This window comes from Marinobacter sp. THAF197a, assembly GCF_009363275.1.
GTDB lineage: Bacteria > Pseudomonadota > Gammaproteobacteria > Pseudomonadales > Oleiphilaceae > Marinobacter.
In genome coordinates, this window is record NZ_CP045324.1 from 2,842,161 (window position 1) to 2,866,971 (window position 24,811).

The following is a 24,811-nucleotide window of genomic DNA, read 5'->3' on the forward strand; positions in this document are numbered from 1 at the left end:
TGTAAAAAGTTTGTCAGTGGCAGATTTTTAACACCAAAAGGCCGGTTACGGCCACAAAAAAAACGGCGGGCCATAGGCCCGCCGTTTTAAGTTACTGCCAAGCTCGCCTGTTATCGGGTACCTGCACGGCGCAGCGCGGCCGGTGTGTAGTCCCGTGACTGACGCTCAACGCCGAACGTGTACGGGTTGTTTTCTTCGTTGGTCAGGCCCAAAGCGAGGTAGCGACCAGACAGAAGATCATACAGAACCTCGATGGCGTACCAGGGCACGTCCTGATCATAGAACTGCATACCATGTGCTTCAGCCACACGCCACAACTCGCCACGACCATCGTAATGATCAATGACTGACGCCTGCCAGGAGTCTTCGTTCAGGTAGAAGTCACGCTGGGCATACACATGACGCTCACCGTCTTTCAGGGTTGCCCGTACGTGCCACACACGATGCAGCTCATAACGGGTAAGGTCCTGGTTGATGTGACCAGCCTTGATGATGTCGCTATAGCTCAGGTTACGATCAACAAGCTTGTAAGAGTTGTAAGGGATATACATCTCTTTCTTGCCAACCAGTTCCCAGTTGTAACGATCGGGAGCGCCGTTGAACATGTCGAAGTTGTCAGAGGTACGCATACCATCGGCAGCGGTACCCGGTCCATCGTAGGCAACCTGTGGAGCACGGCGAACACGGCGCTGACCGGCGTTGTAGATCCAAGCCCGGCGAGGCTCTTTCACCTGGTCCAGAGTTTCGTGAACCAGCAGCACGTTACCTGCAAGACGTGCCGGAGCAGTAATCGCCTGCTTGAAATAGAACAGGACGTTATCGTCCTGACCTTCCTGGTAATCCGACAGATAGCGGTTCCAGGTCAGCTCGTCCTGGAACTTCACAACCGAGAATGCGCCGTTAGCGGTAGGGGTAACCTGGCCGACGTTACGCTGAACTGAGCCACCACGGTATCGGGTAATGTGGTTCCAGATTGCTTCCAAGCCGTTCTGTGGAATCGGAAATGGCGTTGCATTGGCGTAGTTACCAATACCATTACCATTCTGGATCAGTTCAGAACGGGTGGCGTTCTTTACCGTCTCATCCATGATGTCCTGGGGATAGACAGCGGTACGATGAGTCGGATAGACCGGCAGCTTGTAATCCGGATATTGGCGAATCATTGCAATCTGGCCGGGGGACAGTTTGTCCTCGTACTGATCCACGTTGCTCTGATCAATGACAAACCTGGGCTGCTCATCAGGGAATGGATTTACATAAATACCATCACCCTTATAGCCTGCCGGCGGCGTGGTCATGCCACCGGTCCACTCAGGGATATCACCACCGTTGCCTGCGCGCTCCGCACCCATCGGTGTCAGCGTATCGCCGAGTTTGGCTGCTTCTTCAGCAGAAACCGCGCCCCAGGCTTGACCCGCAAAGAGACTTGCAGTCAGTACGCCGGTGGCCAGTAGTTTCTTGTTCAGTTTCATTTAAATTACCTCGTTAAACGAATTCGGTCCGGTTCAGAATGAGTAAGAGACGCTAGCACTCACGAAATCACGGTCGGTCAACTCGTTATACGGCTTGCCACCGAAAAAGTTTGTGTAACCAATGTTGCCGGTGATTTTGTTCTGGTAAACCGCTTCCAGAGACAGGCCGATGGATTTGTTGCCCTCGTTAAAGGCTCCACCGGGCTGCGGTGCATAACCTTTCACGTCATGACTCCACGCCAGCTGGGGAGACAGGTTGATGCCTGCAAAAACGTTGGGGTAGTCCCACACCAGGCGGGAACGGTAGCCCCAGGAAAAGGACGTGGTGAACCCTTCGTTGTTACAGTAGTTGGTGTTGATGTTTGCGCCACCAGCGCAGATATCAGCCCCACCCAACGACTCCAGAGGAATCTGGCCGATACCGAAGGTACCAGAACGACCGTAGCGTGCCTCGGAGTAATCCGGCAGATCATGCACATAGGTCGCACCGAATTCTGTAATCAGAGACAAACGACTGGCACCCATCACCTGATCGAAGAATTTGATCAGCGTGAACTGAGCCTGAGAAACTTTAAAGCGGTCATAACCCTCTACAGCCTTACCCGCAAGGTTACCACCACCAGACTCAGCCAGACGCTGACGCTCCAGCAAACTCAGAGGAGTCTGGTTGCCATCGGCATCGGTACGTGCCTGCAAGCCGCCTAAAATCAGCTCAAACGCGTTCCACTGCAACGGCACATTGTCTCGGAAGCTGTACTCAGCGCCCAATGACCAGCCACCTGGAGTGGTAGTGTTAATGCTGATGCCATACAGATTGATATTCTCGGGATACTCGATGAAGTAGCTCGGGAATGCCGAATTAGGCAGGTTCGAGTCATTCTGTTGAGTGCCGTTAGTAGAGGTAGGGTTGTTAACCAAACCACTTACATATGGCAGGCGACTATTGTACTTGATGTAGTAGAAACCAAATTCAGAGTCGTTCAGTGCTGGTACGTACCAACGCAGCGCCACACCAAACTGATCTTTGGAATCTGCTTCTTTATCAGCCAGACGCGGTGCAACAAAGCCCTGCGCTAACGCCTGGGAGTCAGGCAGTTGGCCAGCCAACAATACCGGACCGCAACCGTCAGCGGCAAAGTCGTTGGTTGAGAAGAATGTGCCACAGTCATCCGGGCGAACCGGATCCCAGTCAGCCTGAACGAAGGCTTCTACAGTGATAGAATCAGTAAGGCCAGCCGACACATAGAACATTTCTACCGGCAACAGAGCATCTTTCAGCTCGGCGCCCGGGGCGCGGAAGGCAGGCACGTCAATCGGGTTAATGGTATTGATACCACCCTGGATAAACGTACTTTCACCCCAGCTAACCACTTGCTTACCATAACGGGCACTGACAGGCATATTGCCGAAGTACCAATCAGTAAAAATGTAAGCATCCAGAATTTCACCGCCGGAGGCATTGGCCTTGGCTCGTTCATTCAGCTCTCGCTGCTGCCCTACGTCGTCGGTCGCCCGGCCTTCATCTTTCAGTTCGAAGTCATACCAGTAACGGCCACGTACCAGACCACCCACACGGGTCAGCACGTTGCTGTCTACGGCGTAATCGAGGAACAGCTCACTGTTACCCTTAACAATCTTTGAGTAGGTATCGCCTTTATCAAAGTTCAGGTTACCATCGTCGTAGTTGTTGGTGGACGCACCGATATTGGCAAGCGGCTGACCCGGCGCGTACTCGGGGCCTAGGTTACCCTGAGCAATCAGACGTTTATCCTGGCTTTGAGTTCTCCAACCCACACCAGCTGACAACGTGGTATTGAACTGCGCTTCAACATCTCCCACATAAAAGGAAATAGCAGAGGCCGGGGCGGACACGCCGGCGGCTATGGCGACGGCAAGCGGTAACTTGGTCCAACGCTGCCACGGTTGAGTTTTTCTTGTCATTGGAAGGCTACTCCGTTGTTGTTCTGAGTCGCTGCTCGGTTGTTCTGATTTTGGTGTCTTGGCGGCTGTGCATACAGTGCCGTGATGCTTGCACTATAGCTAAGGCCTTTGGGGGCTTTGATCAGTCAAAAGTATGATTTTGCTGTCACTCTCCGTTTAGCCGTGTTTTCGCACTCCCTCACTATAGACAAGATTCGGGAGTGCAACCACTTTGACTGTATTACAGAACTTCGATGGCCATGGCGGTGGCTTCACCCCCACCAATACACAGCGCGGCAACGCCCTTTTTCTTGCCATAGTGCTTCAGGGAGTGCATCAGCGTGACCAGCAGGCGAGAGCCGGTGGAACCGACCGGATGGCCCTGGGCGCAGGCGCCGCCATGCACATTCACCTTGGCCGGGTCCAGCCCAAGTTCTTTGATCGGCATCATGGCAACCATGGCGAAGGCTTCGTTGATTTCGAACAGATCAACGTCGTCTTTGGTCCAGCCGGTTTTCGCGAACAGGGTTTCAATGGCGCCCACCGGTGCGCAGGTGAACTCGCTCGGGTGCTGTGACTGGGTGCTGTGGGCTACGATACGGGCCATCGGCTTCAAGCCGCGCTTCTGGGCTTCGGATTCACGCATCAGAACCAGAGCGGAGGAGCCGTCAGAAATAGATGAGGCATTGGCGGCTGTTACCGTACCGTTCTTGGCAAATGCCGGGCGCAGGGTTGGGATTTTTTCGATGTTGGCAGCGTGCGGCTGCTCGTCATCTTCGACAACCACCTCACCTTTACGTGTTTTGACGGTAACCGGAATGATCTCGTCTTTCAGCAAGCCTTCCTCAATCGCCTTCTTGGCACGGGTCAGTGACTGGATGGCGTACTCATCCATATCTTCCCGGCTGTAGCCTTTCTTGTCGGCCATTTCCTGGGCAAATGAGCCCATCAGGCGACCGGTTTCCGCATCTTCCAGACCGTCAAGGAACATATGATCCTGCGGAGCCTGTCCGGGGCCCATACGATAGCCCTGGCGGGCGCCAAGCAGCACATAGGGTGCATTGGACATGCTTTCCATACCACCGGCGACCATGATGTCGTTGGTGCCTGCCTTGATCAGGTCATGGGCCAGCATGGCCGCTTTCATGCCGGAGCCACACAGCTTGTTGATGGTGGTGGCGCCGGTGCTGTCGGGCAGGCCAGCCTTACGCATGGCCTGGCGGGCCGGGCCTTGCTTGAGGCCGGCAGGCAGCACGTTGCCCATGATGACTTCCTGGATATCGGCAGGCTGCAGGCCAGCGCGCTTGACCGCTTCGGCGATGGAGATGGCGCCCAGTTCAGGGGCTGAAACCGGGGCGAGACTGCCCATAAATCCGCCCATGGGAGTGCGGACGCCGCTTACGATGACTACGTTGTCTTGGCTCATTTGTGACCTCTCTTGGTAACGGGTCTGTCCCCGTATGGGGACAGACCCTCTTTTGGAGTTGGGTTCTAAAATGGGTCAGTCCCCTGCGGGGGCAGACCCTATAACCGCTCTGATTTTTGGAGCTGGAGTCTAAAATGGGTCAGTCCCCTGCGGGAACAGACCCTATAACCGCTCTGATTTTTGGAGCTGGAGTCCAAAATGGGTCAGTCCCCGTTCGGGGACAGACCCTTTGACAGACCCTATGGCTTATGGGGCGCTTCCAGGTATTCCCGGGACTGCATTTCCAGCAGGCGGGATTCGGTGCGCTCGAATTCGAAGCTCAGGCGGCCGCCGGTGTAGAGCTCGGTGATGGGTGCGGCGGCTGAGATGATGACTTTGACGTTTCGGTCGTAGAACTCGTCAATCATATTGATAAATCGACGCGCCTGGTCGTCATTGTTTTTACCCAGCTGTGGCACATTGCTGATGATGATGGCGTGGAACTGACGCGCCATTTCAATGTAGTCGTTCTGGCTCCGCGGGCCGTCACACACGGATTTAAAATCGAACCACACCACATCATCTGCGTGGGCCTCGGCCGGAATTTTGCGGCCGTTGATTTCCATGGTTTTGCTGTGCTTGCCCGCCTCGACGGCAAGGGCATCAAAGCTGGTGCGCAGGCTGACATCGGCCTGATCGTCCAGCGGACAATGGTAAAGCTCAGCCTGTTCAAGGGTTCTCAACCGGTAGTCCACGCCGCCGTCAACGTTCACCACGTCGGTATGTTTCTTCACCAGCTCGATAGCCGGCAGGAAACGGGCCCGTTGCAAGCCATCCTTATAGAGGCCATCAGGCACGATGTTCGATGTGCATACCAGTGTAACACCGCGACCAAACAGGCCATCCATCAGGGTAGCGAGGATCATCGCATCACCGATATCGGAGACAAAGAACTCATCAAAACAGATAACGCGGGTCTCATCAGCAAACTTTTTTGCCACCCGGTCCAGCGGATTTTTCTCGCCCTTAAGCTGTTTAAGTTCATTGTGAACCCGCTGCATGAAGCGATGAAAATGCACCCGCATCTTGCGGTCAAACGGCAATGCCTCGTAGAAGGTATCCATCAGATAGGTCTTGCCGCGGCCCACACCACCCCAGAAATAGAGCCCCTTGACTGGGTCTTCTTTGCCTTTCTTCAATTTACGGCGCAGTTTTGCCAGACCTTTGTGGCGATCACTTTCGGCATCGACCAGTTTGTCGTACAGTGCCTGAAGGCGACGGACGGCATCTTCCTGGGCCGGGTCTTTGTGAAAGTCCGGGCGTTCAAGATCCTTTTGGTAACGCTCCCAAGGGCTCAGGTTCGCGACGGTTTCAGAAGACATGGCTGCTGTCATCAGGGTTTCCCGGGATTGTAATGGTGTTGGATTTTCGGCGCGGTATTGTCGCTTATTTCGCACTTTTTCGCCACGCCGGGCGGGTGCTAGTGTCCCGTCTGGCTAATTCCATAGCCAGACGGGACACCAGGGCAATACGACGATTCGCTCAGTGCTTGGCCATGGGCTCAATCAGTCAGGGGAGTTATACTCTTTGAATGAGGATTAGCTCACTCGCATGCAACGAAAGGACGTTTTTATATGACAAACCTGATTCTGGCGGCGGTAGCCGCGTTGGTGGTTGGCATTGTCATCGGGATTCTGGTGGGCCGTTCAGGCCAGGGAGCAACGCTTCGGCAGCGCCGGGCAGAGCAGCAAATTGAAGAATTGCGCAGTGAGTTTACTCGCTATCAGGCACAGGTGAATGAGCATTTCATGGAGTCTGCCCATTTGCTGCGCCGGTTTAATGATGCCTATCGCGATGTGAATCAACATATGGCCCGTGGCGCGAACCGGCTTTGCAGTGATGAGGACTGGCTGGAGGAGCTTGGACAGGACGGCTCTGGCCGGCTGGAGCACGGCAGTGATGAAAACTCAGAGCCACCACGGGATTATGCGCCGAAGGCTGATCCTGAGGACAAAGGCACACTGGCCGAGGACTATGGCCTGAATGCGGATGGTACCAAGCGGTCTGCTTGATCACCGAGGTCTTCAAGCACGGTACAAGCCATCTGCCAGCAGAGTTTGGTTGGGCTGGGGATGGCTTTCCATTGAAGAAGCCAAGAAACTAGACAGGATTATCACAGTCAATAAACTGGTGTTTCACTTCAAACTCCCTGGCTAGCGCCTCCCCCAACGCCTGCACACCGTAGCGCTCTGTGGCGTGGTGGCCCGCTGCAAAGTAATGGATTCCGCACTCTCTGGCAGCGTGAGTGGTCGGCTCTGAAATTTCCCCGCTGATGTAAGCATCAACCCCTGCATTCAGCGCTGCATTAATAAACCCCTGGGCAGCACCGGTGCACCAGGCTACGGTTTTGATTTTCTCTGGGCCGCCCCCCACATGAAGAGGCTGCCGGTGAAGGGCTCTGGCGATGTGGAGACCGAACGCTTCCGGAGTCATTGGCTCAGAAAGCTCGCCCTGCCAAACCAGTCCGCCGATCGGCGTGGGGTTCTGAATATTCAGGACATTGGCGAGTTGGCGGTTATTGCCATATTCGGGATGGTCATCGAGCGGCAGGTGGTAGGCCACCAGGTTGATATCGTTATCCAGCAACTGTTTGATGCGGTTCTTCTTCATGCCGCGGATGGCCTGGTCTTCGCCTTTCCAGAAGTAGCCGTGGTGGACCAGAATCATATCGGCGTTATGTTTCACCGCTTCGTCGATCAACGCCCGCGATGCGGTTACCCCGGACACGACAACGCTTACGTTCTCGCTACCCTCTACTTGCAGGCCGTTCGGGGCGTAGTCTTGGAAATTTTCCGGCTGGAGCCATTCATTGATTTTGGCGAGGATTTCGTTTCGGTTTGCCATGCTTGTGCTTGCCTCCCCATCGTGCGGTGCTTCTGAGATCGGATCGGCGCATTCAGTTCATGGGGAAGCAAGGTGCAGGATGGCCTTTCCAAAAACCGCTACGAGCACATCCATGTGCGCTTCTCTCAGGCCATCCTTGGCCTTCGAAATTTTTGGAAAGGCCATCCTGCACCTTGCAGCCGAACTTTATGCGCGCCGATTCCTCGTTCGAGTGTTGCGCCGGCTCAGAGAAAAGCCAGACCTTTGATCAAAGAACTGTTTTGGTCACTGGTACCAATGGTAATTCGTAGAAAGTCGCTAATCCGCAGCTTGTTGAAGTGACGAACGATAATGCCCTGCTCTCTCAGCTTGGCAGCAATATCAGCGCCTTCATGGCTTGGGTGACGGGCGAAGACGAAGTTTGCCTTTGATGGCAGCACTTCAAAGCCAAGATTCTCCAGCTCAGCCGTAACCCGCTCACGCTCTTCAATCACGCCGCCACAGCATTTCTCAAACCACTCGCGATCTTCAAACGCCGCGATCGCACCGGCCAACGCCAGACGATCGAGCGGGTAGGAATTGAAGCTGTCTTTAACTCTATTCAAAGCCTCAATCAGTTCCTCATTACCCACTGCAAAACCTACCCGAAGGCCGGCCAACGAACGAGCCTTGGACAGAGTCTGGCTGACCAGAAGGCTCGGGTATTGATTGACCAATGAAATAGCCGTCTCACCACCGAAGTCTACATAGGCTTCGTCAACCACCACCACGCTGTCCGGATTCGCCTTCAGGATGTCTTCCACATGCTCCAGCCCGAGATACCGGCCGGTAGGCGCATTCGGATTCGGGAAGACGATGCCGCCGTTGGGGCGCTTGTAGTCTTCCGGGTTGATTTCGAAGCTTTCGGTCAGCGGGATGACATCACTTTCAATCTGGTACAGGCCGCAGTAAACCGGGTAGAAGCTGTAAGTAATGTCCGGAAACAGGATCGGCTTGTCGTGTTTGAGCAAGCCCTGGAAAATGTGGGCCAGAACCTCGTCTGAACCGTTACCTACGAACACCTGCCTGGAGGAAATACCGTAATCCGTGTGATAGGCAGCAATCGCTTCTTTCAGCGCCTGCCCTTCCGGGTCCGGGTACAAGCGGAGGTTGTCGTTCAGTTCGGACTGAATGGCTGCAATCACCTTCGGGGATGGCCCGAAGGGATTTTCGTTGGTGTTCAGCTTGACCAGGTTCGCCATTTTCGGCTGCTCACCCGGCACATACGGCTGCAATTCGCTGACCAGCGCGCTCCAGAACTTACTCATTGATACGGTACTCCGCTGAACGGGCGTGAGCGGTCAGCCCTTCACCGCGCGCCAGCACAGACGCTACACGCCCCATCCGGTCGGCACCGTTGGGGCTGAAGCCGATCAAGGAGGAGCGTTTCTGGAAATCGTAAACGCCCAGCGGCGAGCTGAACCTTGCCGTACCGCTGGTAGGCAGTACGTGGTTCGGGCCGGCGCAGTAGTCACCAAGGGCTTCAGCGGTGTAACGGCCCATAAAAATGGCGCCGGCGTGGCGAATGTCGTCCAACATCGCCTGCGGATCTTCCACCGACAGTTCCAGGTGTTCCGGAGCAATCCGATTGGAGACTTCCGCCGCTTCCTTCAAATCGGCCACGTGAATCAGCGCACCACGGCCAATCATGGACGTACGGATAATCTCCTCCCGCTCCATGGTCGGCAGCAGCTTGTTGATACTGGCTTCCACCGCGTCCAGGAACGCCGCATCCGGGCTGATCAGAATACTCTGGGCCTGCTCGTCGTGCTCGGCCTGGGAGAACAAATCCATCGCGATCCAGTCCGGATCTGTCTTGCCGTCGCAGATCACCAGGATCTCCGACGGGCCGGCAATCATGTCGATGCCCACAACCCCGAACACTTCCCGCTTGGCCGTGGCCACAAAAATATTCCCTGGGCCCACAATCTTGTCCACTGCCGGCACAGTCTCGGTACCGTATGCCAGCGCCGCCACAGCTTGCGCACCGCCAAGAGTAAACACCCGATCAACTCCGGCAATCGCGGCCGCCGCAAGCACCATGTCGTTCACCACGCCATCCGGCGTCGGCACCACCATGATCAACTCACCGACACCCGCCACCTTCGCCGGAATGGCATTCATCAGCACCGAAGACGGATACGCCGCCTTACCACCGGGCACGTACAAACCCGCCCGATCCAGCGGCGTCACCTTCTGCCCGAGAAGCGTTCCGTCCTCGTCTTCATACTGCCAGGACTTCTGATCCTGCCGCGCATGATAATCCCGGACCCGCTCAGCCGCTTTCTCCAAAGCCACCCGCTGATCCCGAGGAATCCGCTCCAACGCCGCCTGAAGACGACCCTCGTCCATCTCCAGCTCCGCCATGGAGCCAACCTTCAACCGGTCAAACTTCTCGGTAAACTCCAGAACCGCCGCATCGCCACGGGTTTTCACCTCACGCAGAATATGCCGAACCGACTCATTCACCTGATGGTCAACACTGTCATCCCACGCCAACAGCTTGGCCAGCGCACTGTCAAAGTCGCTTTGGGTTGTCGTCAGTCTGGTGATTCTGTCGTTCATCTCGTTAATCCTGCGTTGGATTGAATACTGATTTCTGCCGGATTACCCGCCAGCAGTTCGGGGTATTTTCAACGATGTTTGGGGCTTCCGAACTCAAAAGTATGCGGAAGACCACAGGGAAGGCCTTCCAAAACTGTGCGGAGCCATGGATGGCGGAGCCCAAGCGTCACAGGGATGTGCCGAAGGAGCGTGTTTTGGAAGGCCTTCCCTGTGGGCTGACATACTCCCAAAAAGAAGGAAGCCTTACTCCGAACCCGAACCACGACGGCGATCCACCGCAACCGCCATCTTCTCTATGATGGGATTAATCTGCCCATGCTTCATTTTCATAGAAGCCCGATTAACCACCAACCGCGAACTGATATGATCAATCAGCTCCCGAGGCTCCAGCCCATTGGCCTTCAGCGTATTGCCCGTATCCACAATATCGACAATCTCATCCGCCAGATCCAGAATCGGCGCCAGCTCCATTGCCCCATAGAGCTTGATAATATCCGCCTGCCGCCCCTGCGCCGCATAATACCGCCGCGCAAGATTTACGAACTTGGTGGCCACCCGGATTCGCCCGGCCGGCGGCTGCTCACCCTTCTTGCCCGCAGTCATCAGCTTGCAGCGAGAAATGTTCAGATCCAGTGGCTCATACAGGCCTTCCCCGCCGTGTTCCATCAGCACATCCTTACCCGTGACCCCAAGATCCGCCCCGCCATACTGCACATAAGTGGGCACATCGGTGGCACGGATAATCAGAATCCGCACGTTCGGGTCTGTGGTCGGGAACACCAGCTTGCGGGACTTCTTCACGTCATCGACCAGCTCAATACCGGCCTCCGCCAGCAGCGGCAAGGTCTCTTCGAGAATTCGTCCCTTTGACAAGGCGATGGTGATGGAATCTGTCATGGGTCTTTTCGGGTCCCGTTGGTTCATTATGCCGGCAAACGGCGAATACTTGCGCCCAGCAGCTGCAGTTTTTCCTCAATACATTCATAGCCACGGTCTATGTGGTAAATGCGGTCTACGATGGTGTCGCCATCAGCCACCAGGCCTGCGATAACCAGACTGGCCGAGGCTCGCAGATCCGTGGCCATAACCGGCGCGCCCGTCAGATGCTCCACACCTTTAATGATGGCGGCGTTACCTTCCAGACTGATATCCGCGCCCATGCGAATCAGCTCCTGCAGGTGCATAAAGCGGTTTTCAAAGACCGTCTCTACGATGGTCCCCGTGCCCTCGGCGACGGCGTTCATCGCCGCAAACTGGGCCTGCATATCCGTCGGAAATGCGGGGTATGGCGCCGTTCGCAGGTTAACCGCCTTCGGGCGCTTACCCTTCATATCCAGCTCAATCCAGTCCGGCCCGGTGGTGATGTGGGCGCCTGCTTCTTCCAGCTTCAGTAATACCGCCTCAAGCAAGTCTTCGCGGGTATCTTTAACCTTCACCCGGCCACCCGTGGCGGCCGCAGCCACCAGATAGGTACCGGTTTCAATGCGATCCGGCAGCACGTTGTAGTGGCAACCGTGCAGGCGCTCTACGCCATTGATCTCGATAGTGGCGGTGCCATGGCCCTTGATGTCAGCGCCCATGGCAATCAGGCACTCGGCCAGGTCAACCACTTCCGGTTCCCGGGCAGCGTTTTCGAGGATGGTTTTACCCTCAGCCAGGGTCGCGGCCATCAGCAGGTTTTCGGTGCCGGTTACCGTTACCGTGTCCATGAAGATATGGGCACCTTTCAGGCGACCATTGGTTTTGGCCTTGATGTAACCGTTCTCAACCTTGATGTCCGCGCCCATCAGTTCCAGGCCGTGGATGTGCAGGTTGACCGGGCGGGTACCAATGGCACAACCGCCAGGCAGGGAAACTTCTGCCTCACCAAAATGCGCCACCAGCGGGCCCAGTACCAGAATGGAGGCGCGCATGGTTTTCACCAGCTCATAGGGCGCATGAAAATGCTTGATGGTGTTGGCGTGAACCTCAACACTCATCTTTTCGTCAATCAGCAGCTCGACACCCATCCGGCCAAGCAGTTCGATCATCGTTGTGATGTCGTTCAGGTGCGGCAGGTTGCCAACGGTCACCGGCTCATCCGCCAGCAGGGTAGCAGCCAGAATCGGCAGCGCCGCGTTCTTGGCACCGGAGATGCGAATCTCGCCATCCAGAGGCTTGCGCCCCCTGATCAGAAGTTTATCCACAATATCTGTCCTGTTCGGTTCAGGCGTTGGCCTGCCGCTCGGCCCACTCGCTCGGGGTGTAGGCCTTCGGGTGAAGGGCGTGAATGGTGCCGTCCATGATGTGCTGGAACAGTACCTTGTTAATCATTTGCTGCCGTTTGATGGTTGGCAGGCCTTCGAATACCTCACCCACCGCGACCACGAGGTAATGGTTGCCATCAACCTGCACCTGCACCTCGCAATCGGGCAGTGCTTGTTTTACTAGATCGGTAACCTGGGCGGCGTCCATAGGGATTCCTCGGCTGTATTGAAATCAGGGGCGGAATTGTAACCAATTCCCGGGCGCCGGTCAGCTGTGTGAGGCAAATCCGGGAATCTGATCTTTAAGATTGCTGAGTGCAGCCAGCGACAATAGGCGGTCGCTGGCGCCTTCAAAGGTAAGGGATACTTGCCGACTGAGTGCCAGCCGATGCCAGCAAAGGAGCATAGAGAGCACCACGCTGTGGGCGGTGCCCAGCCCGGCAAGGTCGACCGTAAGCGAGCTCTGGGCACCCTTGATTAGCTGTTCACCCTGTTTGCGCAACGGAATCACCGAATCGGCATCAACCGATCCGGTTACCCGCAAAGTAGTGCCATCCAAAATGACCGCAGGCGCGTCACTGGTCATGACTGGTCAATTTCCTCGTCCAGGTTCAGCGATTCCACCGCGTCGCTCCAACCATCGATGACCAGTTGAATCTGGCCCCGATTAGCCTCCATTTCCTGGGCAAAGCGGTCGCGGAAAGCCAGGCCGATATTGATACCCTCAACGATGACGTTTTCCATCATCCACCGACCTTCGGCATTGCGGTACATGGAATAAGTGACGGGATAGCGATTACCTGAGGAGGTGACGACTTCCATCTGCACGGTTGCGCGATCGTTGTTCTGGGCCATGATGGACGCCTCTTTCACCTGGATAGTGAAATCATCGGCCGACACCAGCGCCTGGGCATAACTGTCAAACAGGCTGCGCTTGAACTTCTCGACAAAGTCATCGCGCTGCTCTGGCGTCGACTGCCGGGCGTAGCGGCCCATTACCCGAGCCGCAATGCGACGGAAATCCACGAACTGGTCAAGGGTTTCATCCATGCTCGCGTAAAAGGCTTCCGGGTCGGATGCGTAGAGGCCCTTCTCCGCCTGAAGCTTTTTTACCAACTTCTGGGTATTGTCATCCACATACTGCCTGAGCTCTTCTTCCGGCCCTGCCCAGGCCTGGCCGAACCCTACTGCAAACAGGGCGAGTATCAGTATAAGGCGTTGTTTCAAAACAAGCATTGCAGTCTCCTGTGCGTTTATTCCCGTTGCCTCACCGGCCCGAGGCGAAATTGCTGATCATCCGTTCCAGATTCATGGCAGATTGGGTGGAATAGAAGGTATCGCCTTCTTTCAAGGACTCAAGATCCCCACCAATGGAGATATCAATGTACTGCTCCCCCAGAATTCCGGATGTACGTATTACTGCTGCACTGTCCGCCGGGATGTTATCCACGTCTTTGTGGATAGACATGGTCACCCTGGCCTGAAAGGTTTCCCGGTCCAGAGTGATCGACTCAATGGTGCCTACCGTCACACCCGCCATGGATATCCGGCCCCGGGGCGCCAGCCCGCCAATATCGTTGAAGTTTGCATGAAGCCTGTAGGTAGCGCCAGCGGCCTTGGGGGACAGGCCACTGACCTGCAACGCCAGGAACAGCAAGGCAGCCAGCCCGGCGATAATAAACAGACCGACGATGATTTCTGTTGTTCGTTGTGCCATGAGAGGCTCCCGGAATACCTGTTAGAAATTTCCAAACATGACAGCGGTCAGCACGAAATCCAGGCCGAGAACCGCCAAAGATGAATACACCACAGTTTTGGTAGTGGCCGAACTGATCCCTGCCGAGGTGGGCACACAGTCATAACCCTGGTACACCGCAATCCAGGCACAGACAAGACCGAACACCACACTCTTGATCAGCCCGTTGAGAACGTCATCCACAAAGTCCACTGAGGCCTGCATATTGCCCCAATATGAGCCTTCGTATACACCTAACCATTCAACACCCACCAACATGCCACCCCAGACGCCAACCACCGCGAATATCATGGCCAGAATGGGCAGTGAAATAAAACCCGCCCACAACCTTGGGGCGATCACCCGGCGCAACGGGTCGACCCCCATCATTTCCATGCTGGAGAGTTGCTCAGTCGCTTTCATCAGACCGATTTCGGCGGTTAACGCAGAACCAGCACGGCCAGCAAACAGCAGTGCCGCCACCACTGGCGCCAGTTCACGCACCAGGGTCAATGCGATCATCTGGCCGATGGCCGCCTCCGAACCAAAATCGCTGAGAATAGTGTACCCCTGAAGACCAAGCACCATGCCGATGAACAAACCCGACACCACCACAATGGCCAGCGACAGCACACCGACTGCATATAACTGCTTTACCAGGAGCGGAAAACCTACAGAGGGCTTCGGTACGCCCCCGACAACGCCCGCCAGAAACTGACAGGCCCGCCCCAGTGACGCAATAACATCAAGACCCGTTCGCCCCAGGGCAGCTATGCGATCCATCATGCGCCACCCCCGCAGATACCGAAATCAGACGCTGCATCGCTGTTCGGGTAATGGAACGGCACCGGGCCGTCGGGCTGACCTTTGAGGAATTGTTGAACCCGCTCGGAGGGGTGCGCCCTGAGTTCATCCGGAGTTCCCTCACCAATGACCTTGCCATCCGCAATGATGCACGCGTAGTGGCAGATACTCAGGGATTCCGGCACGTCATGGGACACCAGCACGCTGGTCAGGCCCATGGAGCTGTTCAGATCGCGGATCAACTTGACCAGAACCCCCATGGCAATGGGATCCTGCCCGGCGAAAGGCTCGTCGTACATGATCAGCTCAGGGTCCAGCGCGATACTACGGGCCAGCGCCACCCGGCGTGTCATCCCCCCGGACAGTTCCGAGGGCATAAGGTTGCGGGCACCACGCAGGCCCACCGCTTCGAGCTTCATCAGCACGATGTCCCGAATCATATCTTCCGGCAGGCGGGTATGAACCCGCAAAGGAAAGGCAACGTTCTCATACACACTGAGGTCGGTGAACAGGGCACCGCTCTGAAAAAGCATGCCCATCTTTTCCCGCAGCACGTACAATTCCTTGCGCTTGAGCTTTGGCACCTCACGGCCTGCCACCACCACCTGACCGGAGTCGGGACGCAGCTGGCCGCCAATCAGTCGCAACAGCGTGGTCTTACCGGTGCCACTGGGGCCCATGATCGCGGTGATCCGCCCCTTCGGAATATCCAGCGAGACACCATCGAATATGCGCCGGCCGGAGCGGGAAAACACCACGTCGTTAAGGCTTATGTATGCAGATGACGCCATAATCCATCCTGATTAAAGAGCGCCTACATTATGACATGCGCCGCTTCAGCTCAATGAAAAGCCGGTTAAAGCTACGTAAAATGTCTTGATGGCAATGATCAGTTTCCCTGAACGTTGGCTGCCACGCGTCTCAACAATGATATACTCACGATTCAGTCGCCCGATCACCGACGTTTGGCCGGGCAAACCAGACCGACCGAGCAGACTATCCGCCGAGATGACAGATTCACACGCTCCAGACACCCCCGACTACCGCTCCTCAGCAGTTCGAGCCATCCGCATCGAGCGGGAAGCTATCGAAGCCCTGGAAGGCCGTATCAACGGCGACTTCACCAGAGCCTGCGACGTTATCATGGCCTGCAAAGGCCGGGTAGTGGTCACCGGCATGGGTAAATCCGGCCATATCGGCAACAAGATTGCAGCCACATTGGCAAGCACCGGCACGCCCTCCTTTTTTGTTCACCCGGGTGAAGCCAGCCACGGCGATATGGGCATGATCACCCCGCAAGATGTGGTGGTTGCCATCTCCAACAGCGGCAGCACCAGCGAGGTGGTGACCATTCTGCCGCTGATCAAACGCATGGGGGCACCGCTGATCAGCATGACCGGCAACCCGAACTCTGTGCTGGCTCAGGAAGCGGTCGCCAATCTGGATGTCAGCGTTGCCCTGGAGGCCTGCCCGCTTGGCCTGGCACCCACATCCAGCACCACAGCGACCCTGGTCATGGGCGATGCGTTGGCCGTAGCCCTGCTGGAAGCCCGAGGCTTCAGTGCCGAAGACTTTGCCTTCTCTCACCCGGGCGGCAGTCTGGGACGGCGCTTGCTGCTGCGGGTTTCTGACATCATGCATACCGGCGACCAGATTCCCAAAGTTCTTGAAAATACCACCCTCAGCGGCGCCCTGCTGGAGATCAGCCGTAAAGGGCTGGGCATGACCACCATCGTCGACGCCCAGGGGCATCTGACCGGCATATTTACCGATGGCGACCTGCGCCGGACCCTGGACAAATCCGTCGACGTTCACACCACTCCGATCCGGGACGTCATGACCCGCCACGGCAAAACCATTCAGGCTGACCACCTGGCGGCCGAGGCACTGAACATCATGGAAGAGATGAAGATCAATGCCCTGCCCGTCACCGACGACGACGGCAACCTGGTTGGCGCCATCAACATGCATGACCTGCTGCGTGCGGGGGTGATTTAATGAGTGACTTCGCACCGCCTATGCACACCGGCTGGGACGACACGCTCAAGGCAAAAGCCGCCAGAATTCGCCTGATCGCCCTGGACGTAGACGGCATCATGAGCGATGGTCGGTTGTATTTCAGCGCTGCCGGCGACGAACTCAAAGCGTTCAATATACTGGATGGTCTGGGCCTGAAACAGTTGATGAAGGCTGGAATTACCGTGGCAGTCATTACCGGGCGCAGGTCACCACTGACAGAAAAACGGATGACCGACCTCGGCATCCCGCACCTGATGCAGGGCCGGGAAGACAAGAAAGTTGCGTTACAGGAACTGGTTGCAGGCATGGATATCGCTCCGGACCAGATTGCCTATATGGGCGATGATCTGCCTGATCTGCCCGCCCTGACATTCGCCGGCCTGGGTATCAGCGTGCCCAACGGCTACTGGCTGGTGCGTCAGCAAGCCGACTATTGCACCCAGGCCCTGGGGGGGCACGGCGCCGTGCGTGAAGCATGTGACTTGATACTCTGGGCGCAAAACCGGCTGGGCGCTACTCTGGCCCCCTATCTGGGCAAGCCGTCATGATCCCGGGGGCCCTGTCAGACATCGTTCGCAAACCCTGGGTTCGAACCCTGGCGCTGGCAGCCACGGTTCTCGCGACCGTCTTCCTGATGTGGCAGAACGAGGAAGGTGACAGTGTGCGGGGCGATGCCGCAGAACTCAGGGGCCCGTCGGAACCCGACAGTTTTATCATCGAGGGCCGCTACACAACCTGGGACGAACACGGCAACCTTAAGATGTCGATATCCAGCCCCCGAATTGAGCAGTTTGAAGACACCAACTACGCCACCATGAATGCCCCAAGGGCCAGGATTTTCAGCGAACAGGCCACCCCACCATGGATAATCGAAGCGGATGAAGGTAGCCTCCGGCAAGACGATGATCAGGTGACCTTGACGGGCAACGTCGTCGTACTCCGTCAAACCGGCGACTCTGAAGCCACCCTGAAAACCGACTCACTGACCCTGGATAACCGCCAGGGCACGGTATACACCGATCAACCGGTCACCATTACCGAACCGTTCGGCGTTACCCAGGCCAATGGCATGAAAGCCTGGATAAACGAACGCATACTGGAACTCAACTCCCGGGTGGAAGGGCAATATGAAACCATCAGGTAAGCGCACACACCGACTGCCGGTCATACTGGCCGCACTGATGCTGGCCAGCCCGGCAACCGCGTTTGATCTGGATTCCGACACCCCCATCAAGGTCAGCGCTGATTCCGCCCGCCTGGACGATACCGAAGGGACCGCCATCTACACCGGCGACGTTGAACTGGTTCAGGGGGCCACCCAGCTGAACGCAGAACGGGTGGTACTGTATCGAAGCCCCGAAGGTCTAAGCCGGATTGAGGCAAGCGGCGAACCCGCCCGATATCGCCAGCCGGCACGGGAAGGTGAAGCCATGACAGACGCCCGGGCGCGGACCATCACCTGGTCAGCGGCGGAAAACCGGCTGACGTTCGAGCGCCAGGCAGTGATTGAACAGGGCAACAATGTGTTCCGGGGCGACGTCATCCAATACGACACCGTGCGCAGGGTGGTCACTGCAGAAGGCGGCACGCCTTCGGAAGAGAGCTCTGGCCGGGTGGAAATGGTGATTCAGCCTCGCGGCTCCAGCAACCCCTCAGACGAATAGGTTACTGATGGCAGTTCTCAGGGCCAGCAACCTGGCAAAAAGCTACAAACAGAAAAAAGTGGTTCTCGATGTGTCTCTGGAAATCCGGTCCGGAGAAATCGTAGGCCTGCTCGGCCCCAACGGCGCCGGGAAAACTACCTGTTTTTACATGATTGTCGGGCTTGTACCCTCCGACCGCGGCCGAATCACCATTGACAGCCAGGACATCACACCCCTGCCCATGCATGGCCGGGCACGCAAAGGCATCGGCTACCTGCCCCAGGAAGCCTCGGTATTCCGCAAACTTACCGTGCGCGACAACATCATGGCCATTCTGGAAACCCGAAAAGGCATGAAACGGCCTGAGCGGGAAGCCAAACTTGAGGAACTGCTCGAGGAATTTCACATCACCCATATCCGGGACAGCCTGGGTATGGCGCTGTCCGGTGGTGAACGGCGGCGCGTCGAAATCGCCAGAGCGCTGGCCATGGAACCTGCGTTTATTCTGCTGGATGAGCCCTTCGCCGGGGTAGACCCCATCTCGGTCAGCGACATCAAACACATCATCCGGCATTTGCGAGATAAAGGCATTGGTGTGCTGATCACCGATCACAACGTGCGGGAAACCCTCGATATTTGTGAAAACGCCTACATTGTCTCCGGCGGCCATATCATCGCCTCCGGCAATGCTGAAGCCATCCTGGCCAATCAGCAGGTCAAGGAAGTCTACCTGGGTGATGAGTTCCACCTGTAAGCGGAAGAAAACCCCTCGACGACCGAGGTCTGATTGTTTTGATGATCTGTAGCAAGTAAACTCGGCAAAGAACTTGCTTATACTGACAACAGTGAGCGGCAAGTAACCAGCGTATAACAATTTTTTTGCCTGACAGCAGGCAACGTCACTACCGGGACACCCTTGATTTATGGATCTTGAGCCATGGTTATGAAAGCCTCATTACAGCTTAAGATGGGCCAGAGTCTGACCATGACGCCCCAGCTGCAACAGGCCATTCGCCTGCTTCAGCTTTCCACCCTCGACCTCCAGCAGGAAATCCAGCAGGCACTGGAATCCAACCCCATGCTGGAAACCTCCGAGGATGACGATCAGTCTGACACCCCCGATACGGATGCCGATACCCGGGACGAACATAAAGACCGGGATTCCGACCACGATGAACCAGCCACCGAGGCTGCCTCTGACTGGGATGAAAACGAAAATGGCCCGGACTGGGCTTCCGAAAACGACATCCCGGATAACATCCCCGACGACCTGCCCGTAGACACCGCCTGGGACGATATCTACCAGTCTGCACCGGCGCCAGCCAGCAAAGGGGACGACGAGAACGAGTCGGATTTCGAAACCCGCAATTCACCGGCCGAGACCCTCCAGGACCACCTGGAATGGCAGCTCAATCTGACCCCCATGAGCGAGCGTGACCAGGCAATCGCCCACGCCCTGATGGACGCTGTGGACGAGCGCGGTTACCTGACCTCAGCAATTGAGGAAATCCATTCCGGCCTGCAGGACGAAACCGAAGAAGACCCCCTTGAACTGGACGAGGTAGAAGCGGTCCTGCACCGGCTACAACACTTCGACCCGCCGGGCGTGTTCGCCCGGGACCTGCAGGAATGCCTGCTGATTCAGCTCAACCAGTTGCCGCCAGATACCCCCTGGCTTCGACAGGCCCGCCTGGTGGTTACCCAGTTCCTGCACCTGCTGGGCAACCGGGATTACGCGCAACTGCTGCGCCGCAGCAGACTCAAAGAAGATCAGCTGCGCGAAGTTCTGGCCCTGATTACCAGCCTCAACCCCCGCCCGGGTGACGTGGTGGACCGAGCGGAGCCGGATTACGTGATACCAGACGTCATCGTCCGAAAACACGAGGGCCGGTGGCGTGTTGAGCTCAACCCGGAGATCGCCCCGAGAATTCGGGTCAACGCCAGCTATGCATCGCTGATCCGTCGCGCCGATAGCAGTGCTGATAACACCTACCTGCGGGATCAACTGCAGGAGGCCAAGTGGTTCATTAAAAGCCTACAAAGCCGCAATGAAACGCTACTGAAAGTCGCCACCCGGATTGTTGAGCACCAACAGGGTTTCCTGGACCAGGGGGAGGAAGCGATGAAGCCGCTGATCCTCTCGGATATCGCCCAGGCCGTGGAAATGCACGAATCCACCATTTCACGGGTCACCACGCAAAAGTATATGCACACACCCCGCGGCATTTTCGAGCTGAAGTACTTTTTCTCCAGCCACGTCAGTACCGCTGAGGGCGGAGAATGTTCCTCCACTGCTATTCGTGCGATGATCAAGAAACTGATTTCAGAAGAAACTCCAAAAAAGCCGTTGAGCGATAGCAAGATTGCAGCCATGCTTGGAGATCAGGGCATCAATGTAGCCCGGCGCACCGTTGCCAAATACCGGGAGGCCATGCACATCCCTCCTTCAAACGAGCGCAAACGACTGGTTTAATGTTTTTGCCGGTGCACGAAGCACCGGACACGCAGCCCGGTGGCAACACCGGCATGATGACAACAGGAGACGCCTATGCAACTCAACATTTCAGGCCATCACGTAGAACTGACCCCTGCATTGAAGGATTACGTCAACACCAAGTTCGAGAAGCTGGAGCGTCACTTTGACCACATCAGTAACTGTCAGGTGACGCTGGAAGTTGAGAAGGTACGTCAGATGGCTGAAGCCACCCTGCATGTCATCGGTGGCGATATCCATGCAAAGGCAGAGAGTGAGGATATGTACGCCGCGATTGATTCGCTGGTGGACAAACTGGACCGCCAGATCCTCAAGCACAAAGAAAAGAACGTAGACCGGATGCACGGCAACGGCTGAGCGCGCTCATAGCGCCATCGTACCGGGTGTTTCAATGATACGAGCTGCGGCGGGGCATACCGGCCGCAGCCTTTTTTTTACGGAATCACAGTCGATCCATGAGCGATACATCCCTGACCATCGACAACATTCTGGCTCCCGAACTGACGCTGTGCAGGGTGCCAGCCTCCAGTAAAAAGCGGGTACTGGAAACCATCGCAGAGCATATTCATCATCAGGATGAAATCCTCAGCGACACCGAGATTTTCAGCAATCTGGTTTCTCGCGAGCGGCTTGGCAGCACCGGTATCGGCCAGGGTATTGCCATACCCCATTGCCGGCTGGAGGGGCTGGACCGTGTGATCGGCGTGCTGATGACACTGGAAGAGAGCATCGACTTCGATGCTATCGACAATCAGCCGGTCGACTTGGTGTTTGCCTTGATCGTGCCCAAAGAAGCCACCAGTGAACATCTGGAGTTGCTAAGCCAGTTGGCCGAGAAATTCAACGACAACGGGTTCTGTGAACAGCTTCGCCAGTGCCAGGATGCAGCATCCCTTTACCAGCGCATGACCGCGGCATCCTGATAAGCAGTAGCACCAACAGAAGCAGGCAGGAGCGTCCATCATGAAACTGATCATCGTCAGTGGCCGATCCGGGTCCGGTAAGAGTACCGCGTTGCATGTGCTCGAAGATCTGGGTTTTTATTGCATTGATAACCTTCCCATCGGACTGCTGTTCCCGCTGACCCGGGAAGCGGCACAACAGGAAGCGCCGGGGCGGCTCCGGAAAATGGCCGTCAGCATCGACGCCCGCAACCTGTCTGCCGAACTGGCCAACTTCGAACAGATCTATCGCCAGCTTCGCGATGCGGGAGTCGTTGTCGAGATTATCTTTCTGGATGCCGATGAACAGTCCCTGCTGCAGCGGTTCCACGCCACACGCCGAAAGCACCCGCTGAGCGATGACCGTACCTCCCTCCGAGAAGCCATCACCAACGAAAAGGCACTATTGGAACCGCTGTCAAAACTGGCAGACCTTTACATCAACACCACCGGCATGTCGATGTATGAACTGCGCGACATGGTCAAACAGCGAGTGGTCGGTCGCAAGGATCAGGAGCTTGCACTGCTGTTCCAGTCATTCGGTTTCAAGCATGGCGTACCGGTCGATTCCGATTACGTTTTCGATGTGCGCTGCCTGCCCAATCCATACTGGGATACCAGCCTGCGCAAATACGTCGGTACCGATCAGCCGGTTATCGAGTTTCTCGAGCGGGAACCTCTCACCGGGCAAATGGTGGACGACCTGATCCGCTTCCTGGATACCTGGCTACCGTCGTTCGCCGACAGCAACCGCAGCTACATGACCATTTCTATTGGCTGTACCGGTGGCCAGCACCGTTCCGTCTATGTCTGCGAGCAACTGGGCCAGCACTTCCGCACCCGATACAACAACGTGCAGGTTCGTCATACTGAACTTCCCCATCTCCAGGCCCGAGGGGAGATCTGATCCAACATGATCTGCCGCCCCGTCACCATCATCAATAAACTGGGCTTGCATGCCCGCGCCACCGCCAAGCTTGTGGCCACCGCCTCCGGCTTTGACAGCCAGGTACGAATCCGCGGCAAGGGCCGGGACGTGGATGCCAAGAACATCATGCAGGTGATGATGCTGGCTGCCAGCCAGGGCACTGATATTGAACTGGTCGCCGATGGCCCTGATGAGCAGGAAGCCATCGAGGCACTCGTAGAACTGATCGGTGATTATTTCGGCGAGGGGGGTTGAGCACACCCTGGTTCGTCATTCACCTACAATCCTTTCTCACCTGAGGCCGCTAACTCCGCTATAATGCGACAGTTTTCTGATCGCAGGTGGTTTCATGACCGATATTCTGGAAAAAAGTCAGGCCCGCCAGCGCCTTCGCTCCCTCAGTGAGGCCCTGGACAGTGGTGCGCTCAAGCAGGTTGCCCGCATCCTCAATGGCGGCCTGAGCCCCAGCGATATAGCCCACCTGCTGGAATCTTCCCCTCCCCGCCAACGCGCCCTGCTGTGGAACCTGGTCGATAAACAACTGGAAGGGGAAGTACTCCAATATCTCGGTGACGACATCCGCGCCTACTTCCTGAGCCAGCTGAACGCCCAGGAACTTGCAGATATCATTGAGGATTTTGAATCCGACGACCTGGCCGACCTGCTCCAGCAGCTGCCAGACACGGTGATCCAGGAGGTCCTGGACACCATGGACGAGCAAGACCGGCAGCGGGTAGAGGAAGTACTCTCCTACCCCGAGGACACTGCCGGCGGCCTGATGAATACGGACACCATTACGGTGCGCCCGGATATCAGTATTGACGTGGTACTGCGGTACCTGCGCCGCCACCGCAACCTTCCCCCCATGACCGACAGCCTGATTGTAGTCAGCCGGCGGGACGAATTCATTGGCATGCTGCCCATCACCCGAATGCTGGTATCCAACCCCGCATCCACGGTTCGTGAGGTGATGGACACTGACATCGAGCCGATTCCGGTGACACTGTCCGACACCAAGGTCGCCACCCTCTTCGAGCGCTACGACCTGATTTCTGCTCCGGTGGTGGGTGACGACAACAAGCTCCTGGGCCGGATCACCATCGATGACGTGGTCGACGTTATCCGGGAAGATGCGGATCACTCGCTGATGAGTATGGCCGGTCTGGACGAAGACGAAGACACGTTCGCACCAGTGCTCAAAACCACGCGCCGGCGAGCCGTCTGGCTCGGAATCAACGTAGTGACCGCTTTTACCTCAGCCTCTGTGATCGGTATGTTTGAGGAAACCATTCAACAGGTGGTCGCCCTGGCCGTACTGATGCCAATCGTCGCCAGCATGGGCGGCATCGCCGGCAGCCAGACGCTGACGCTGATGATTCGTGGCATGGCAGTGGGCCAGGTCAGCAATGACAACGTGAAATGGCTGCTGAACCGGGAATTTCTGGCAACAACGCTGAACGGGTTTCTGTTTGCCCTGGTGGTGTCCGCGGCGGCCATGGTGTGGTTCAGAGACCCGACCATTGGCCTGGTGATTGCCATGGCGCTGGTCATCAACCTGACCATCGCCTCAATCGTCGGCACCCTGCTGCCGTTAACACTGAAACGACTGAATATAGACCCGGCACTGGCCGGGGGCGTGATCCTGCTCACCACCACAGACGTCGTGGGCTTCCTTTCCTTCCTGGGGCTCGCCACCTATTTTTACGCTTGAGGAGCC

Annotated in this window: 27 protein-coding genes; 12 read left to right on the top strand and 15 right to left on the bottom strand. The window is 56.6% G+C overall.

What is annotated here, in order from left to right:
* Positions 1–110 precede the first annotated feature (110 nt).
* The 4 genes from FIV08_RS13180 to zapE all read right to left on the bottom strand — a co-directional run bounded on the left by FIV08_RS13180 (position 111) and on the right by zapE (position 6,155).
* A complete protein-coding gene (locus FIV08_RS13180; protein ID WP_152438661.1) occupies positions 111–1,472 on the bottom strand; it encodes a DUF1329 domain-containing protein in 1,362 nt (453 codons plus the stop codon).
* Between the two features lie 33 nt (positions 1,473–1,505).
* Positions 1,506–3,413, bottom strand: a complete 1,908-nt coding sequence (locus FIV08_RS13185) for a DUF1302 domain-containing protein (RefSeq protein ID WP_152438662.1) — start codon at positions 3,411–3,413, stop codon at positions 1,506–1,508.
* 220 nt (positions 3,414–3,633) lie between these two features.
* Positions 3,634–4,818 carry a thiolase family protein gene (locus tag FIV08_RS13190; protein WP_152438663.1) on the bottom strand — a complete coding sequence of 395 codons (1,185 nt, stop codon included), beginning with the start codon at positions 4,816–4,818 and terminating at the stop codon, positions 3,634–3,636.
* A gap of 239 nt (positions 4,819–5,057) precedes the next feature.
* Positions 5,058–6,155: a cell division protein ZapE gene (gene zapE / locus FIV08_RS13195; RefSeq protein WP_228715555.1), complete on the bottom strand. Its 1,098-nt coding sequence runs from the start codon at positions 6,153–6,155 to the stop codon at positions 5,058–5,060.
* A gap of 276 nt (positions 6,156–6,431) precedes the next feature.
* On the opposite strand from zapE, the gene FIV08_RS13200 reads away from it, so the two are divergent.
* Positions 6,432–6,869 carry a YhcB family protein gene (locus FIV08_RS13200; RefSeq protein WP_152438665.1) on the top strand — a complete coding sequence of 146 codons (438 nt, stop codon included), beginning with the start codon at positions 6,432–6,434 and terminating at the stop codon, positions 6,867–6,869.
* An 88-nt stretch (positions 6,870–6,957) separates the two neighbouring features.
* On the opposite strand, the gene FIV08_RS13205 is transcribed toward FIV08_RS13200, so the two are convergent.
* The 11 genes from FIV08_RS13205 to FIV08_RS13255 form a co-directional block, all read right to left on the bottom strand.
* The gene (locus tag FIV08_RS13205) at positions 6,958–7,701 is read right to left on the bottom strand and encodes a Nif3-like dinuclear metal center hexameric protein (RefSeq protein ID WP_152438666.1); all 744 of its coding nucleotides are present in this window, start codon (positions 7,699–7,701) and stop codon (positions 6,958–6,960) included.
* A 224-nt stretch (positions 7,702–7,925) separates the two neighbouring features.
* On the bottom strand, positions 7,926–8,987 hold the full coding sequence (hisC, locus tag FIV08_RS13210) for a histidinol-phosphate transaminase (RefSeq protein WP_152438667.1): 1,062 nt from the start codon (positions 8,985–8,987) through the stop codon (positions 7,926–7,928).
* Positions 8,980–10,284 carry a histidinol dehydrogenase gene (gene hisD, locus FIV08_RS13215; RefSeq protein WP_152438668.1) on the bottom strand — a complete coding sequence of 435 codons (1,305 nt, stop codon included), beginning with the start codon at positions 10,282–10,284 and terminating at the stop codon, positions 8,980–8,982. The genes hisC and hisD overlap by 8 nt, the downstream gene beginning before the upstream one ends.
* A 243-nt stretch (positions 10,285–10,527) precedes the next feature.
* The gene (gene hisG, locus FIV08_RS13220; RefSeq protein WP_138437228.1) at positions 10,528–11,181 is read right to left on the bottom strand and encodes an ATP phosphoribosyltransferase; all 654 of its coding nucleotides are present in this window, start codon (positions 11,179–11,181) and stop codon (positions 10,528–10,530) included.
* A 26-nt stretch (positions 11,182–11,207) separates the two neighbouring features.
* Positions 11,208–12,470 (bottom strand): UDP-N-acetylglucosamine 1-carboxyvinyltransferase, encoded by a 1,263-nt coding sequence (gene murA, locus FIV08_RS13225; RefSeq protein ID WP_152438669.1) that lies wholly within the window; start codon positions 12,468–12,470, stop codon positions 11,208–11,210.
* A gap of 19 nt (positions 12,471–12,489) precedes the next feature.
* Positions 12,490–12,738 carry a BolA family protein gene (locus FIV08_RS13230; protein WP_061331522.1) on the bottom strand — a complete coding sequence of 83 codons (249 nt, stop codon included), beginning with the start codon at positions 12,736–12,738 and terminating at the stop codon, positions 12,490–12,492.
* Between the two features lie 60 nt (positions 12,739–12,798).
* Positions 12,799–13,116 carry an STAS domain-containing protein gene (locus FIV08_RS13235; RefSeq protein ID WP_152438670.1) on the bottom strand — a complete coding sequence of 106 codons (318 nt, stop codon included), beginning with the start codon at positions 13,114–13,116 and terminating at the stop codon, positions 12,799–12,801.
* Positions 13,113–13,766 carry an MlaC/ttg2D family ABC transporter substrate-binding protein gene (locus tag FIV08_RS13240; RefSeq protein ID WP_152438671.1) on the bottom strand — a complete coding sequence of 218 codons (654 nt, stop codon included), beginning with the start codon at positions 13,764–13,766 and terminating at the stop codon, positions 13,113–13,115. The genes FIV08_RS13235 and FIV08_RS13240 overlap by 4 nt, the downstream gene beginning before the upstream one ends.
* 31 nt (positions 13,767–13,797) lie before the next feature.
* The gene (gene mlaD, locus FIV08_RS13245) at positions 13,798–14,247 is read right to left on the bottom strand and encodes an outer membrane lipid asymmetry maintenance protein MlaD (protein ID WP_152438672.1); all 450 of its coding nucleotides are present in this window, start codon (positions 14,245–14,247) and stop codon (positions 13,798–13,800) included.
* Between the two features lie 21 nt (positions 14,248–14,268).
* Positions 14,269–15,051 carry a lipid asymmetry maintenance ABC transporter permease subunit MlaE gene (mlaE, locus tag FIV08_RS13250; protein ID WP_152438673.1) on the bottom strand — a complete coding sequence of 261 codons (783 nt, stop codon included), beginning with the start codon at positions 15,049–15,051 and terminating at the stop codon, positions 14,269–14,271.
* The gene (locus tag FIV08_RS13255; RefSeq protein ID WP_152438674.1) at positions 15,048–15,860 is read right to left on the bottom strand and encodes an ABC transporter ATP-binding protein; all 813 of its coding nucleotides are present in this window, start codon (positions 15,858–15,860) and stop codon (positions 15,048–15,050) included. Before FIV08_RS13255 ends, mlaE begins: the two co-directional genes overlap by 4 nt.
* A 217-nt stretch (positions 15,861–16,077) precedes the next feature.
* On the opposite strand from FIV08_RS13255, the gene FIV08_RS13260 reads away from it, so the two are divergent.
* The 11 genes from FIV08_RS13260 to mgtE all read left to right on the top strand — a co-directional run bounded on the left by FIV08_RS13260 (position 16,078) and on the right by mgtE (position 24,805).
* On the top strand, positions 16,078–17,067 hold the full coding sequence (locus FIV08_RS13260) for a KpsF/GutQ family sugar-phosphate isomerase (protein ID WP_072676732.1): 990 nt from the start codon (positions 16,078–16,080) through the stop codon (positions 17,065–17,067).
* Complete coding sequence (locus tag FIV08_RS13265) at positions 17,067–17,636, top strand: KdsC family phosphatase (protein ID WP_152438675.1); 570 nt, start codon at positions 17,067–17,069, stop codon at positions 17,634–17,636. Before FIV08_RS13260 ends, FIV08_RS13265 begins: the two co-directional genes overlap by 1 nt.
* Positions 17,633–18,232: an LPS export ABC transporter periplasmic protein LptC gene (gene lptC / locus FIV08_RS13270; RefSeq protein WP_083557518.1), complete on the top strand. Its 600-nt coding sequence runs from the start codon at positions 17,633–17,635 to the stop codon at positions 18,230–18,232. Before FIV08_RS13265 ends, lptC begins: the two co-directional genes overlap by 4 nt.
* A complete protein-coding gene (gene lptA / locus FIV08_RS13275; protein ID WP_072676730.1) occupies positions 18,216–18,752 on the top strand; it encodes a lipopolysaccharide transport periplasmic protein LptA in 537 nt (178 codons plus the stop codon). Before lptC ends, lptA begins: the two co-directional genes overlap by 17 nt.
* Positions 18,753–18,759: 7 nt before the next feature.
* The gene (gene lptB, locus FIV08_RS13280; protein WP_058092020.1) at positions 18,760–19,485 is read left to right on the top strand and encodes an LPS export ABC transporter ATP-binding protein; all 726 of its coding nucleotides are present in this window, start codon (positions 18,760–18,762) and stop codon (positions 19,483–19,485) included.
* A gap of 183 nt (positions 19,486–19,668) precedes the next feature.
* A complete protein-coding gene (locus FIV08_RS13285) occupies positions 19,669–21,204 on the top strand; it encodes an RNA polymerase factor sigma-54 (RefSeq protein WP_172972280.1) in 1,536 nt (511 codons plus the stop codon).
* Positions 21,205–21,279: 75 nt separating this feature from the next.
* Positions 21,280–21,582 carry a ribosome hibernation promoting factor gene (hpf, locus tag FIV08_RS13290; protein ID WP_072676729.1) on the top strand — a complete coding sequence of 101 codons (303 nt, stop codon included), beginning with the start codon at positions 21,280–21,282 and terminating at the stop codon, positions 21,580–21,582.
* Between the two features lie 98 nt (positions 21,583–21,680).
* A complete protein-coding gene (ptsN, locus tag FIV08_RS13295) occupies positions 21,681–22,148 on the top strand; it encodes a PTS IIA-like nitrogen regulatory protein PtsN (protein ID WP_072676728.1) in 468 nt (155 codons plus the stop codon).
* Positions 22,149–22,188: 40 nt separating this feature from the next.
* Positions 22,189–23,073 carry an RNase adapter RapZ gene (gene rapZ / locus FIV08_RS13300; RefSeq protein WP_152438677.1) on the top strand — a complete coding sequence of 295 codons (885 nt, stop codon included), beginning with the start codon at positions 22,189–22,191 and terminating at the stop codon, positions 23,071–23,073.
* 6 nt (positions 23,074–23,079) lie between these two features.
* Positions 23,080–23,349 (top strand): HPr family phosphocarrier protein, encoded by a 270-nt coding sequence (locus tag FIV08_RS13305; protein WP_072676726.1) that lies wholly within the window; start codon positions 23,080–23,082, stop codon positions 23,347–23,349.
* 94 nt (positions 23,350–23,443) lie between these two features.
* Positions 23,444–24,805, top strand: a complete 1,362-nt coding sequence (gene mgtE / locus FIV08_RS13310; protein WP_152438678.1) for a magnesium transporter — start codon at positions 23,444–23,446, stop codon at positions 24,803–24,805.
* The last annotated feature ends 6 nt before the right edge of the window (positions 24,806–24,811 follow it).